Here is a 14,535-nt window from a genome sequence, read left to right as displayed (position 1 = left end):
CTAAAGAGGTTTGGTGGGATAAGTATTTACTGCAAATTTCCATTTTCAAAGTAGTTGAATATTTAGTCATGAAAAAAGTGCTCCTAATAGTCAGATTAATGTCTAACTATTATGGAGCACTTCAATTTGGGGGTACTTCAAAATCAAACATGGCTTTTTCAAGTTTATTTATTTGCAACTAAAAGCTCTTCTAACTCCTTACCATAATCCGGCATTCCCGCTAATTTGATACTTTTAATTATTATTTCTGTTTCATCCAGATATTTTTTATCATGATTATTTTGATATTTAACTATATTATAAAATGCCGGTATCAGCAGCTTATAAAAGAAAACCTCCGGTTTTGTTTTTATTTGATCCGCATAATTAACAAATACCTCAGTTTCTTCAAATCGCTTATTTCTAATGCAAAAAATCAGCATATTGATAATGATAGCCAAAATTTTTTCTTGTATTCTGACACTGCTTGATCCAACAAGCTGTTTTATTATCCTTTTAGATAGCAATAAGTTGCTATTCAAATCATAAAAGCTCATGAAATTACAGTACATAATTAATCCATCTTCATCAAAATTAGAAATATTAAAAACTTTTTCTTTCATTCTGTCTATAACTTCTTTATCTAGCATTGTAAGGTCTTTACTAATTACCGCAATATAGGCATCGATAAGAAGTAATTCATCATTTTTATTAGGCAATTCACTTTCAGCAACTACATCTCGTATTTGTTGCAACTCTTTTTTAGAATTTTGGTAATATGCTTCATTAATAAGTCGATTTATTTCTAATTCTTGTTGATTAATCGACTTATCTTTTTGATTTAATTTACTGAAAAAATCAATCACTGGAATTTGATTAGAATGTAGTAATTCAATTAAATCTTCGGCAGAAATCCGACTTAAATTTTTTTCTACTTTCGCATAGAATGAAGGGCTTATCACATCTTTTGCCCATTGTTTCTGCGTCTTTTTTTGACTTATCCGATAATCTTTTAACAACTCCCCAATTGTCATTTTTATTCCTTCTAACTTTAAACTGTCAAATATGACATTCCTCTCTTTTTCATTATAACCAAAATATACTAAATATATAGTTAAGAAAAGAGGTAAAAACATGAACATTTTTTTAAAGAATAAAAATTACAGAAAATTCACCATCGCCAGCTGGTTATCCGGCGCAGGCAACATCCTGTTCTACCTGGCCCTCATGACTTATGCTAGCAAGTTAAAAAATTATTCCCTGGCATTATCTTCAATTGCAATTACCGAGTCTCTGCCTGATTTAATTCAAAGTTTCAGCGGCTACCTGGCTGACCGGACACACAATAAGTATCGCGTAATTGTCTGGCTGGCAGTTATTCGCTTTGCGTTATACATGCTGGTGGGTCTGCTTTTTGCCACCAATATTGCCGGCTGGAACCTGGTCTTAATGGTTATCGGACTCAACTTTGTATCTGATCTTTCCGGCATGTACTCTGGCGGTTTACAAACGCCGCTAATCGTTGGCCTCGTCGGTAAAAACGAAATGGCCGAAGCTCAGGGTTTTACAAGCGGCGTATCACAACTAATTACGCTAGTTGCACAATTTGTTGGCTCCGGGCTCCTGCTCTTCATGTCATACTCAGAACTGGCTATTGTCAACGCACTAACCTTCTTAGCAGCAGGCTTACTTTATGCCAACATTGGGACGAACGTTCATAAGCAACAGCCTGAGCAGACAGAAGAGGTCAATGACCAAAACTTCTTTGCCACAATTGGTTCATCATTTAAGCAAGTAAGGCAAGCCCACGGACTTTTAACGATTGTTTTAGTTGTAGCTATGCTTAATGGCTTGCTCAGTTCTGTCCAGCCATTAATTTCAATCGTTATTGCAGGAAACAAAAGCATGCTTATCGGCAGCTATAGTTTCACCATCGCACTTCTAGGAGCCGCTGCCGCAATTGGTTTAGCTCTTGGCAGTGCAGTCGGCACCAAACTCCTTAAAAACACCTCGCTTTTCCAGCTATCTTTATTATCTACTATTAGTAGTGCCATTATGGCTATTGTCATCCTAAATAAGAATATCGTGTTTTGCCTTATTCTAATGACCACTCTTGGTTTCTTAGCTGGTACGAGCAGTCCCAAGTTAATGCAATGGTTGGTTATCTCCGTAGATCGCAAAATATTATCTTCTTCAGCAGGGCTTTTAAACACAATCTTGGCAATCGCTGGTCCATTAATGACGACATTATTTACCACCATAGCTGGTACAATCAACGTTAATTACGCCTTGTACGGTGTCCTAGTACTTAGTGCAATCGTCTTCACTGTTACTTTAATTGTAATGATAAAAGTCAACAAAACAAAACAAGCTGAAATTGCATAAAAATTTATTGATGTTTTTACCTAAAAAATCCAGACCAATCTAACTTAACATAATGTCATTGAACAAAGTTGCTACAGAGAACAGAAACCTAAGGGGCAATTTAGCAATAAATATTGGTGAACTGTAAGCAATATAGGAAAAGGAAAGACTGTCAGTTTAGTCTTTCCTTTTTTCATGGCTAGCCAATTTTACACTTATATTACTTAATAAAGTTATTGTCGGGACGGTCTTTTTGTTTACTTGTGTTTGTTGACATAAGGCAATAATACGTGAGGCAAATTCCAGCACTAGTTTTAATGCATGGTAAACACTCAATGGCTGAACACCTTTCTAAAGGACTTCATGCCATATGCACTCTTCCTCTCAAAACAATTTACCATCAATTAAAGCCAGCTATATCAAGAACCACAGTATTCTTGAATAACAAAAGGCAGTTAGTTCAATGAACTACCTGCCTTCATCTTGCTATATTTGTAATCAATGCTACTTAACAAGTAGCATCATTTTTTCTTTTCTTCAAAAAACGAGTTATTGCCGTATATATAGCAATGACCATAACTACAGATACATAAGCTGTACCTAACATGATTTCTGTGAACCAAAAATCCTTTATTGCGCTCGCCTCATGGACTCCAAAAATCATAGTGCCAAAACTATAATATGCTGAAAAAAGTGTGATCAAAACCAGTCCGACAACTATAATCAGTAATAAACTTGTTAGCCAATCTAAAAACTTTTTAATAGAATTCAAACTTGTCACACTTTCCATTGCGCTATAGTAAACAGCAAATACTTACTTAAAATAGTTTAATTGTAGCAAAAAGCGCTTTTTAGACCAACCCAAATTTAGATATAAGTATCCTTTTGCAAATTATACATATTATGATAATCAGCATTACTTCTGATTAATTTTTCGTGTGTATCAAAGCCGAGAATTCTACCATTTTGTAAAAAGAGAATCTTATCTGCATATTTCACCGCAGACAAGCGCTGAGTTACAAAAATAATCCTTTTGCCTTTGTTTTCTTTCGGTAAATTGTAAAATAGAGTTTGAATTTTATGACTGGCCTGAATTCAAGAATTTTTTAGATAAAATGTCTAACTTTTTAGTTGCACTTCAATTGGACCTAAGTCCATCTGAAGGGTTTTACTATGGTCAATTTTCCGTTGAACAAAAATTACAGGCACTCAGCTTACATGAGGAGGGCTACAGCACTGTTCTGTGGCTCAAACAATTGACACTGATTCACATCAACTAATTGATACCTAGACGAATACTTACAATTTCAAACTTGACTAAAAGCCGTGGCATCCATCAGTCCATACCGCGCAAAGGCAACGGACTGATGGTAGGCTTTCTTTGGCACCTTAAAGTGGAATATGTTCTACGGCTTTGAACAGACCTTCAAGAACTTTCCTTCACTGGAACAAGCAAGCTGAAAGGACTAACCCCGATTTAATATCGGAAGTTAGTCCTTAACTAGAAATTATTAAACTACTTTAATTTCAAGGGGCATATCTATTTTTAGTCTGAATGCTCAATCAAAACATCGCCAAACTATAGCAACAGAATCTGATGAATAATCATGTTAATGCCATGCGGATTCTTTTTACTTCTTGGCCTTGTGCCTGACCACGCCGAGGTAGTAGACCGCCGCGAGCAGCAGCGTAACACCGTAAATGTACTGCGTGCTGATCGAGCCCAGCCGGTCAACCACCAGTCCGCCCGCCATCGTCCCGAGCGGGATCATGATGGACAGGATGCTGTCGTTGATGGTCTCTATGCGCCCCAGCACCGCAGACGAGAAGCTGACCTGCACCAGGGCCTCAAAGTCCGTGTTCATCATGGTGAGCCACAAAGAGGAGACGGCCGAGTTCAGCAGGATGAGCAGGACGCTCAGGCCCGCCGTCAACGGAACCAGGAGGCGGAAGACGCCAGCACCCACAAAGCAAATTGCGATGAACAATTCCATGCTCTTCTTGCCCAGCTTGAAGTGCTGCACCAGGAAGGCACCAGCGATGCCGCCCAGAGACGAGGCCATCAGCAGGCCACCGTAGCCGATTGCCGAGTCATGAACGTAGTTCTGCCCAAAATACGGCAGGCCCACGTCGAAAATGCCGTAGAAGAAGTTGACGACGCACAGCGGCAGAATCAGTTCCAGGATGTTCTTTTCATCCTTCAGCGTCTGCCAGCCGATGCGTAGGTCCTTCCAGTAGGAGCCGGTGAAGTACTCCTCGCTCTCCAAGACGTCCTTGGCCAGGGCGTTAATCTGCAGGCGCCCGTAGGTCAGCAGGGCCAGCGCAAAAACCACGCCGGAGATGACCACGGTCATGCTGATTGACGTTGTCGCAATCAGAAAGGTGGCAAAACCGTCCAGAACTAAGTCCAAAACGCCGTAGGTCACCTCGAACAGGCCGTTGAAGTGGAGCATGTCCTTTTCCGCGACAAACAGCGGCAGCAGTTTGGTTTCGGCCGGGTAAATAATGGTTGAAAGAACCGTGGAGGCCGTGTAAAGAATTAAGACCACAGCGTCAGCCCCGATGCCGCCTTGGCCCAGCTGCAACACCCCCACCACCGCAGCGCTGATTGCGGCCTGAATGATGGTGGAATAGTTCAGCAGCTTCTTCATTGAGATGCGATCAATCAGAGGGCCCAGGCCGAACGAGGAGACCATGTCAACCCCGGAAGTAACGGTCAACAGGACCGCTACCATGAAAGGTGAGTGCCCGGTCTCCTTGAAGTACCAGAGCACCGCCATGTAGAACAGACTGTCGGCGATGTTGGTCGTGACTCGGCCAACTAGCAGCTTATAAACGTTTACATATTTTTTACATAACATAATACACTTTTTTAATTATAATCCTTTTCTTATTTTTAATAATACTCATAATCGGTTGACTATAAATCCATAATAAATTTATATTTTTAAATAAACAAAAATTTCACAGTGGCCAATTTTTAACCACTAATGTACACCCCATATCAAGCAGATTTTCTTTAATCTGCTTAGCACGAGTTAAATTACCAGAAAACAATGCCGAATAATATTTAGCTGATATTATATAAATGATCAAATGAGTGGTTGACTCTAAGCTTTGAAGATAATTTATAGCATTCACTACATTAGCTCCAATTATCCCTATTTTTCCATTCAATCCTATTGTTTGAGAATATTTCCAATGTAAATAGTTAACACAAACGATGGCAAATCTTTCTTTCATAATTTCTGAAATGTTTTTAGATCGTGATATTTTATTAAAGAAAAAGACCATCTTTTTTTCAACAAATTCAGTTGGTAAAATTTCAAATGATGTAGCAAACAAAAGTAAAGCTTGAATATTAAAAATCCAGTTACTCTCTTTATTTAAATCATCTATAATGGATTTCTTAAACTTATTATCTAAATCATCTGTAGTTTTTGTCAAAAAAGCAACAGCTATCTGTACTCTTTTTTTAAAATGAATACTAACATTAGCCTTTTTAATCTGCTCGAATGTTGTAACTGCTGCTACAATATCATGATTATTAAATGCAAGTCCAAATTGAGAGGATAATTTTTGTTCTAACCTATTGGAGGGAGGCATGTAAGTATCAGATACTTTATCAAAGAAATAAGATAAGTCTATATTGTGTTTTAGTAGTAATTTTATTAATAAATCACTGCTTATTCTTCTAGTACCATGGATCACACGTGAATACGTACCAGTTGTAATAATGCCAGCAGCCATTTCTTTTCCGGTTAGTCCAAGCTCTTTCTGCATTTCTTTCAAGGCTTCACCAATTGTCATAACTAATCTACCTTTTATGGTTATTCTTCATCAAGCTCTATTTTATGTTGATAGCCATTTAACCAGTTCCTTTCTCTAGGAAAGAAAGGAAATCTACCACTAGGATCAGCAATAGTTGTCTTTTCTATGAGATGTCCTACATAGAATCCAGTAATCTGTGCAGAATAAATAGCTTCTGGGACTCAAGATATTGGCATTATTACACTTCCTATAGCAAACAAACCTGGTATTTTTGTTCTACCAAATGAATCTGTAACTATAAATCCATTTGATTGCAAAATCTTCAAATTTTTTAAAAAATTAGTAGAACCATTATTTAATTTATACGAGTTATAATCAAATAATAAACCGTCATACCTTTTTTATACTAATATCAACACCGTCAAATCCGATAGCCGAAACAATTTTATTATTAAACCAAGCTATTTTTTATATTCTTGTACAGAGGAAACACTAAAGCCGGCCACAAATCTTGATAAAAGCGAAATTACCTTTGAGTTATAACAAGCTTTTATAGAATAAAGTAATTTTGTCTCATTAGTTTTTACTTCCGATAATTGTTTTAACGCTTCATCTATATTAAATCTAATAGCATCTTTTAAATAAATAACTGACGGTGTATCAATTTTTTCACTATTTTTTATACCTTTTATTATTATATCGTTAATTTTCATAGCTTTGCCTTTATCTATTCAGCGTTATTCTTTAATTTGAATTTTAGCATAAACTCATATTATTTTTGCTTATTTTTCCTATAGGAAACTAAAACTTCTGTCCTGACATCGGTCCATGCGCAGATACCCTGGGGGTGTCCGGGCATCTGCGCTTAATTCCTTCCATGTTCAGATAATACGCGCTAACAAAAAATAAAATGGTAAATTGTAAAATGAAGTTGAACACTTGCCCTGATTAGAAAATGAAAAAAGTCCATTGGACTTCTTTGATAGAATGTAATTAACCACAAAATTCTAGAAAGAAGTTACCAATGAACTCCCTTAATTCGCCCGTTGCTATAGTTATCGGTGCAAAATAACTAAATTTTGCACCGATAATTTATTTACTGCCCTGCTTTAGTTATTTGCAATATAGCGACTTGCTTTTCCTTTGCCTACTAAACCTATTTTTCCTTCTTTGCGCAACCTAGCTAAAGCATGTTTAATAGTACTTTCACCATATTGCGGTACCAAATTCATTAGTTCTTGTCTAGATAGCGGTTTTAAACTATTAGTAATTTTACTCAATAGCAATGATTCCGGATCCTTTTCCGTACCATTAGTGAAATCAATTCGTGAATCTAATTCACGGTAAGCTTGCAATACGATACTCAAAAAGTAGTCAACATATGGTCCATAATCGTTTTCATTATTATTCCATGCCTTTCCTGAACTTTCTAACAAAGTCCGGTAATATTGCGCCTTAGTTTTTTCTATTAAACGTTCCAAACTAATATACTTACCAACTCCGAAACCTAATTGTTGTAATTCAAGTAACATTAACAAGCGTGACATTCTGCCATTACCATCTCTAAATGGGTGAATTGATACAAAATCCAACATAAATGCTGCCGCTAGTATTAATGGTGGGAGGGAATTATCACAAATTGCATCATTATAGGTTTCACATAAACTTTGGACTAATTCAGGTGTGATATATGCTGGTGGTGGAGTAAAGCGAGTTTCTTTATGACCATCTGCAAAGGTAGTAATAATTGCATTATCAATATCCTTAAATTGACCGCCCCAGCTGCTTTCAGTGAAATCAAATAATTGTTTATGCAATGCTAATATATTATTGGGCATAATCTTGATATATTTGTAATTATCATGAATTATTGCTAAAACATCACGATAGCCAGAGATCTCTTCTTCACTGCGATTTTTCGGAGTCGTTTTTTGATCCATTAATTTCTTAAGCCGTACGTCACTTGTTGCAATTCCTTCAATTCGATTTGATGAGTCTGTACTCTCAATCTTTGCGACCACTAACAGCTTATTCATTATGTCTTTTGATTTTAAGGAGATATGATCCGTTTTACCTTTTAGCTCACAGATCAGATTGAGTTTTTCAATCATCTTCGTAGTTAATTTCAAACCATTTAAAGTTTGGTAATCAAAAACTTTCAAAGTATTACGTCTCCTTTATAAACTAGTTTCTTCTTACATATTTTATACCAAGTATTAGTGCATTTAAAAGATTATCGGTGCAAAATTTAATTATTTTACACCGTAAATTTGTTTATTGCACCGAAAAATATTTATTACTACACAAAAAATCAGCCTTAACTTATCTGCGTGAAATGCTGATAAATCAAGGCTAATCAGAGTAAATGATTCTTCTGAATAAGACTATTATTCAAGCTCACATTGCCATATAGTCATCTGGTTTTTATCTTTTTAAAGAAATGAAAGGCAGACATAAAAAATAAGATAAATACCAAATACGAAATTAATATTCCCCATGTTAATGAAAAATTAATGTTTAAGGAATGCTCATTCATATTCGTAATTATTTTTAGTCCTAATGCGGTAGTCTTGATACCTGAACTGTTAATACTAAACAGCTCTATAATATAATCAATCATAAATGCAACCAGATATATACTACTTCCAGCATCAAAGGCTTTATAATAATTCATGATTTTTCACATCCCTTTTTTAGAACAAAGATTAAAATAATTAACAAAAAGACTGTTAATGTACAGTAATCTGATTTTTGCTATAAACAATGTCAGAAGAACTATCACACTTGCTATAAGCTAAAAGATATACTTTCATCATACTACCTTACTCTTTCATAAAAACCCCCTAAGATTAATACATTAAAAGTCCAGTAGCAGCATTAAGTCATAAAACAAGTTACTAGTTATAAAACGTTTCTAATAAAATTGTGCAGACTATTATTTTATAAATTTTTAGTTGCTTAATAATAGCATCAAACAAATCTTAAATCAACAAAATAAAATTAATAGTATATTTTGACTAACATACTTATTTAATATTGACTTGTAAAAACGTTAGTAAATAACTATCTACCAAAATAGTATTATAAATCTTCCTAGAAAGTACATGATTGAGCAAAACTGTTGCTTCATCTGCTAGCACAACCGGGCGCCTAAAGAATATGGCTCTAGCAATCTCCATTCTGAACTCGTGGAACACGATTAAAAACGTATTCTGTAGCATGTGCATAATTATGGCTTTACAATTTATCCTATCAATGACTTATCCCTGTGATAAGCTGCTAGTAGTTTTTTTATTGCATAAAAAAGAGGACATCTTACTCTTGCTCCTTATAATAAATACTAGCTCTACTCAATATTTTTATAAGGTTTTTGTCCTCTTTTAGTAAATATATTAATTTGTTCTCACTATTAAAGACCAAAACACTGTTTTGAAGATGTACATCTCAACAGTCTTGTTACGGCTAAAACAATAATTGAATTACTCAAGATGTAATCTTTATTGATAATTAAATGTCAATATATTTTTTAGACCTTTTATTTTAATCATAAATTTTGTCGAATAATTCTTTAATACTTATTCTTCCTATTGAGCATTGAATATGGTGTTGTAATAGCTCTAAAAATAATGCTTTTAGGTCATCTTGATTATTTTCAGAAATAGGTATCAAGATTAAGTTATCGGGTAATTCTTCATACTTTAAATTACTTAGAAATCCCATAAGCTCTTCAGTTTTTTCAACTTTCAAGTATTGTTTATCTGGCTTTTTATTATCAAAATCTTTATTTATAGCACCATCTTTTAGAAACAGGACTCGATCCGCATAAGTTTGTAAATTCGATAATAAATGTGAAGCCATAATAATTAACTTTTGTTTCTCTTTTAAATTAACAAGCACTTTTGAAATTAATGCTACGTTTTGGGGATCTAGTCCATTCATTACCTCATCTAATAACATAACAGGAGTATCAGCAGCCACAACCATTGCAAAACATAAACGTTGCTTCATTCCTAATGAATAGGTCTCAACTTTATGATCAACATAACTACTCATATTCAGTTCGTCGATAATGCCATTAACGGATTTTTCAGGCTTATTCCATAAGTCCGCATAAAGTTTTAAATGATCTCGTCCAGTCATAAATGGAAATAATTCACTTTGATCGGGAAAAGCACATATCTGTTTATGTAATTTAACAATATCATGCTCATTTCTATAGCGCATCCCATTATATTCAACAAAACCTTTTTGAGGTGTAAGGTTATGCAAAATAATATTAATTAAAGTAGATTTACCTGTACCATTGGGTGCAACTAATCCAATGATTTGTCCCTTTTCAAAGGCAAGAGATAAATCAGTAAAAATCTTTTTTTCACCAAAATTTAGAGTTAAATGATTAATTTTTAACATTGCATTTCACCTCATTTAATTAAAGGTATTTTCTTTATTCTATAAATTAACAACATAACTAGTTCAATAGCTAAAACTGTTAGTACTAAAGGCACAATTCCGGCATTGAAGCCCCATCCTGGAGTATCCATTAAATAAGATAAGTTGCCAGATAGGCTATCACCAATTGTAAAATACGTGGTTGGCAAATATTGTAAAAATGGATAAACAAAACCCATTCCCGATGAGAAATACAGTACCTTCCCAGCTACCGCAAATAAACTGGAAAGAATTTCTGCAACATATTCATTTCTGCTTAATAAAGATATCAAGAGTGTTAAACGGATAAATATAAACACAATCAGTATTGCAAAAATACTCAGCTGCAAATAATACGTTCCTAACGTTAAATAAGTAAATGGCACTTTAAAATATAGTCTTCCCATATAAAAAGTAGTCCTTAAATTAAATGATCCCAGTCCATATTTGGGAGCAATACATACTACTGCTATAATAAACGCCATCAAGAAATCAAGCAGGACGCCAATCTCAACTACTGCGGTTTTTAGCCACAAGATAGTACTCTTGCTTAGGGGAATATTTTTTACTACCGTACGATATTTATAATCATTAGTAAGAATATCAGCTGCAAAAAAGATAACAATTATTATTAAAATTAAAGTTGTCCAACCAGATAAAGAGTTTTGAATTCGCTGCAGTGCTGTTCTTTCTTCCAACACGTTCTTATTTAATTTTGCTTTACCAGCTAAAAGCGCATTATAAAGGTGATAAGTTTGTTGATAGCCATAATGTCCATTTTCTTGATAAATTCCATTATGTCCATACTCAACTGGATACATATAATTTTGATTTTCTTCAACGAAGATCAAATTATCAACATACTTGTACCACTTACTAGAATATAAAGCATACTCTTTCCAGTCATTTGCTTTTAATGCTGCTAATCTTTTTTTATCATATTTAAGTATTGTAGGATAGGTTGCAATCGCATCTCTTGCACCTACACTTGGATCAAACTTAAGCCCCGGCCTTTTTGTTTTTGCATATTGTTTTTTAGCACTTTTAAGAAAGGCAGTATCATTCTTATATTCTTTTTGAATAGAGTATGGATCAACACGATTAATGACATGATGATTAGGTACACTTACCAGGCCAAAATATAGAGATAACAAAGCAGTGGCAATATATAATCCGATATTTTTAGGATTAACAAAAAAGGCTTTTAATTGAGAAATAAAATAATGCCATCTCATCTTACTCTCCTCCCTTTATTGACCAAATAACTAAAACAACTCATAAATATTAGTGACCAAATCATTAATATTAGTGCACCAGTACAACAATTTAAGAAATTCAATTCGGTTGTATTAGCTACCGTTCCATTAAAAACATTAGTAATATTTAGATATGATGATGGTAGCCAAAAAAGATATTTGCTAATGGTGCCAGGAAGATAAGAAATAGCATAAACTAACATCCCTATTAAAGTTGTTAAATAAACATTCTTAGTTAGTTGATTAAGAAATAAAGTCAATGATGTAGTAAATAATACAAGCAGAACAACATATACCAAAAATAATAAACAATAAGCCCATAATGGTATTGCGAAAATTTTATTAAAGTAAAATACATTAGGATAATTTAACGTAACAAAACCATTACGCACACCCGCAAAAATATATGCAGCTATGATTCCTATTAACACAGGGATGATAGTTAAGACAATATTGATTGTAGTTTTCCCAGAAATTTCATCTTTATTTCTATAAGGAATATTTTTCAAAAGACTGCTATGTCGTAATTTCAATATCCAAACATCATTTGAAATAAAAAGAATATAAAGGAAAATAAGGCTTCCTAACATGGACAAAATATAAACTAAATATGTTGAAGATGCTTTAGAGTTCATCACAACTGGAATGTGATGTTGATAAAGGTATTTATATGTAGCCAGTTTTTGGTAAAGCTCATATTTGGGCGGCACATTAAGAGTTTTAGCACCTTTATAATTATTCTTATAACCGTCAAGCATTGTCTCAATTAGATTTTCCGATCCTCTTAAATAAGTCTGTGGATCGGAAAACACTTCACCATTTTGCAAAACAGCAATATAAGCTGATTGTTTGCATAAATTTGCATAAGTTTGTTTATAATTTTTTTGACGAAGAGAACTACCATCAAAATAATCTTCATTTACTTGTACAGATTCATAGTAGTCCCGCCATTGACGATAGCCATCGCCAATTTTTTGAGTTTCAACTACAAAGAGGAAGAAAGTCATAGAAATTATTAATAAACAGACTAAAAGAAAGTTCTTTTTCGATTTTATTGCAATTTTAAAATTAGCTTTAAAATAATATCGATTCATAATAACCACCTTTTAGTATAAAAACAACTAACCCGTTTGCCATTTTATTTTATGAGTCATTATATTTAGAATTGAGTTAATATAATTTACTTTCCGATTTGTAAAAAAATCCCTTAGTTATTATTCCCAAAAGCTTTGATTAGATTTATAGATTTATCTAAAGCTGCAATATGTTACAATAGACTAAAACATGACCAAATACATATGCCAATAGTTTTTAACATAGCTTTTTAATCTATGGATTAGCTTAACTTTCTTCAACCTTTAAATCTAACAAAGCAGATCCTATCTTTACCTATGATCTTCTAGTTTTAACTCATAAACAAATATTTTAAAATCTTAAGAATTATTAGTACTTTAAAATTTATTATTTAATTATACTCTTATAATTTAATTTTGCACTAATTTTTTAAATTTAATAATTTTTTTGAAATTTTGACTAAACTTAGTACACAAAAAAGCGGGCAAAAAGCCTGCTATATCTGCCATAGTGCCTACCTAAAAGTTTTTGCACGGAACACAGCTAAAATCGTGTTCCGTATCGTGTGCATAATTATCTTTAATAAACAAAAAATAACCTTAACTTACCAACAGAAAACATTGATATATCAAGGTCATTTTACTAATTTTATCCTTCTGAATGCTGACTAGAGGATTCGAACCTCCGACCTCATCATTACTAATGACGTGCTCTGCCAACTGAGCTAAGTCAGCATTGTCATATCTCGACAACGATATTAATTAAAACATATTCTACTAGTTTACGCAAGCATTTTTTGACTTTTTCTCAGTTTTTGTTATAACTAAGCTTTGGTAAACTTTTTAAGAGTATAATATGAAGATAGATTCAGAATGGAGTGGATGTAATGGCAAATTTAGCCTCGATTAGCGCCGAGTTCCCCTGGGTACTACGAATTTTAGTTGCTTCCTTGTGTGGCGCACTGATCGGTTATGAACGCGCAATTCAAAGAAAAAGTGCCGGAGTGCGAACACATATCGTAGTTGCCTTTTCTTCCGCGCTATTTATGATAGTTTCAAAATACGGCTTTGGCGATTTACTAAAAATGTCAGATGTTGCTCTGGACCCTTCCAGAATTGCTGCGCAGATAGTTTCTGGTATTTCATTCATTGGTGCCGGTACAATTTTAATTAAGAAGCAACAGATCTCCGGCTTAACCACAGCTGCGGGTATTTGGGCTACAGCGGCCATCGGAATGGCAATTGGTTCTGGCCTTTATTTTATCGGAATTTTAGCGACTGCCTTTCTTTTCGTTATTCAGATGATGTTTCACGATGATACTATCATTGACAAAATCATCATGCATATCAGGTTTAATATTCAAATAGAAGCTGTCAATAAACCTAATATCTTGCATATCATCGAACAGGAACTGCAAACAAATCATGTTGAAAATGTTTCTGTCAAGATTCTTTTTGTCAGTGATGAAAGAATTATCTTTTTTGTAGACGGCATCATCAATAATAATATTAATGAAAATGATATTATCATGGCTCTGCGCAAATATCCTGACATCAAGCGGATCAGTATTGCTAGTATAGATAAATAAAGTTATATTTTTTAAGCAATAGTTAATTCTATTGTTTTTTTTGCATTATTTTTATCTAAATTGCACAAACTTACT

The 14,535-nt window shown here is 34.0% G+C and carries 12 protein-coding genes and 1 tRNA gene; 3 read left to right on the top strand and 10 right to left on the bottom strand.

Annotation, left to right across the window (positions count from 1 at the left end; all coding sequences use genetic code 11):
* Positions 1–182 (top strand): hypothetical protein (locus F5ESL0260_RS09505; protein ID WP_233557688.1); only part of this gene is annotated, 182 nt, incomplete at its 5' end.
* On the opposite strand, the gene F5ESL0260_RS00140 is transcribed toward F5ESL0260_RS09505, so the two are convergent.
* Complete coding sequence (locus tag F5ESL0260_RS00140) at positions 165–1,013, bottom strand: helix-turn-helix domain-containing protein (protein WP_158593793.1); 849 nt, start codon at positions 1,011–1,013, stop codon at positions 165–167. The two genes, F5ESL0260_RS09505 and F5ESL0260_RS00140, sit on opposite strands and share 18 nt — an antisense overlap.
* A 100-nt stretch (positions 1,014–1,113) precedes the next feature.
* On the opposite strand from F5ESL0260_RS00140, the gene F5ESL0260_RS00135 reads away from it, so the two are divergent.
* Complete coding sequence (locus F5ESL0260_RS00135) at positions 1,114–2,364, top strand: MFS transporter (RefSeq protein WP_122025411.1); 1,251 nt, start codon at positions 1,114–1,116, stop codon at positions 2,362–2,364.
* A gap of 487 nt (positions 2,365–2,851) precedes the next feature.
* On the opposite strand, the gene F5ESL0260_RS00130 is transcribed toward F5ESL0260_RS00135, so the two are convergent.
* The 9 genes from F5ESL0260_RS00130 to F5ESL0260_RS00080 all read right to left on the bottom strand — a co-directional run bounded on the left by F5ESL0260_RS00130 (position 2,852) and on the right by F5ESL0260_RS00080 (position 13,606).
* Positions 2,852–3,124, bottom strand: coding sequence for a hypothetical protein (locus F5ESL0260_RS00130; RefSeq protein WP_122025410.1), 273 nt, complete (start codon positions 3,122–3,124; stop codon positions 2,852–2,854).
* A gap of 850 nt (positions 3,125–3,974) precedes the next feature.
* Positions 3,975–5,204, bottom strand: a complete 1,230-nt coding sequence (locus F5ESL0260_RS00120; RefSeq protein ID WP_122025409.1) for an MFS transporter — start codon at positions 5,202–5,204, stop codon at positions 3,975–3,977.
* 103 nt (positions 5,205–5,307) lie between these two features.
* Complete coding sequence (locus F5ESL0260_RS00115; protein ID WP_122025408.1) at positions 5,308–6,153, bottom strand: helix-turn-helix domain-containing protein; 846 nt, start codon at positions 6,151–6,153, stop codon at positions 5,308–5,310.
* Positions 6,154–6,575: 422 nt separating this feature from the next.
* Complete coding sequence (locus tag F5ESL0260_RS00110; protein WP_122025407.1) at positions 6,576–6,827, bottom strand: hypothetical protein; 252 nt, start codon at positions 6,825–6,827, stop codon at positions 6,576–6,578.
* A 396-nt stretch (positions 6,828–7,223) separates the two neighbouring features.
* Positions 7,224–8,276, bottom strand: a complete 1,053-nt coding sequence (locus F5ESL0260_RS00105) for a Fic family protein (protein WP_233557687.1) — start codon at positions 8,274–8,276, stop codon at positions 7,224–7,226.
* A 1,378-nt stretch (positions 8,277–9,654) separates the two neighbouring features.
* Positions 9,655–10,524, bottom strand: a complete 870-nt coding sequence (locus tag F5ESL0260_RS00095) for an ABC transporter ATP-binding protein (protein WP_122025406.1) — start codon at positions 10,522–10,524, stop codon at positions 9,655–9,657.
* 11 nt (positions 10,525–10,535) lie between these two features.
* On the bottom strand, positions 10,536–11,777 hold the full coding sequence (locus F5ESL0260_RS00090) for a tellurium resistance protein TerC (protein ID WP_122025405.1): 1,242 nt from the start codon (positions 11,775–11,777) through the stop codon (positions 10,536–10,538).
* The gene (locus tag F5ESL0260_RS00085; protein ID WP_122025404.1) at positions 11,774–12,892 is read right to left on the bottom strand and encodes an ABC transporter permease; all 1,119 of its coding nucleotides are present in this window, start codon (positions 12,890–12,892) and stop codon (positions 11,774–11,776) included. Before F5ESL0260_RS00085 ends, F5ESL0260_RS00090 begins: the two co-directional genes overlap by 4 nt.
* Before the next feature lie 641 nt (positions 12,893–13,533).
* A tRNA-Thr gene (locus F5ESL0260_RS00080) sits at positions 13,534–13,606 on the bottom strand.
* Positions 13,607–13,758: 152 nt separating this feature from the next.
* Between F5ESL0260_RS00080 and F5ESL0260_RS00075 the strand changes: the two genes are divergently transcribed.
* A complete protein-coding gene (locus F5ESL0260_RS00075; RefSeq protein WP_046323985.1) occupies positions 13,759–14,460 on the top strand; it encodes an MgtC/SapB family protein in 702 nt (233 codons plus the stop codon).
* Positions 14,461–14,535 lie beyond the last annotated feature (75 nt).

This window comes from Lactobacillus sp. ESL0260 (assembly GCF_003692935.1).
GTDB lineage: Bacteria > Bacillota > Bacilli > Lactobacillales > Lactobacillaceae > Lactobacillus > Lactobacillus melliventris.
The sequence above is the reverse complement of the archived record's forward strand: the minus strand, read 5'-3'. Positions and strand labels throughout refer to the sequence as shown.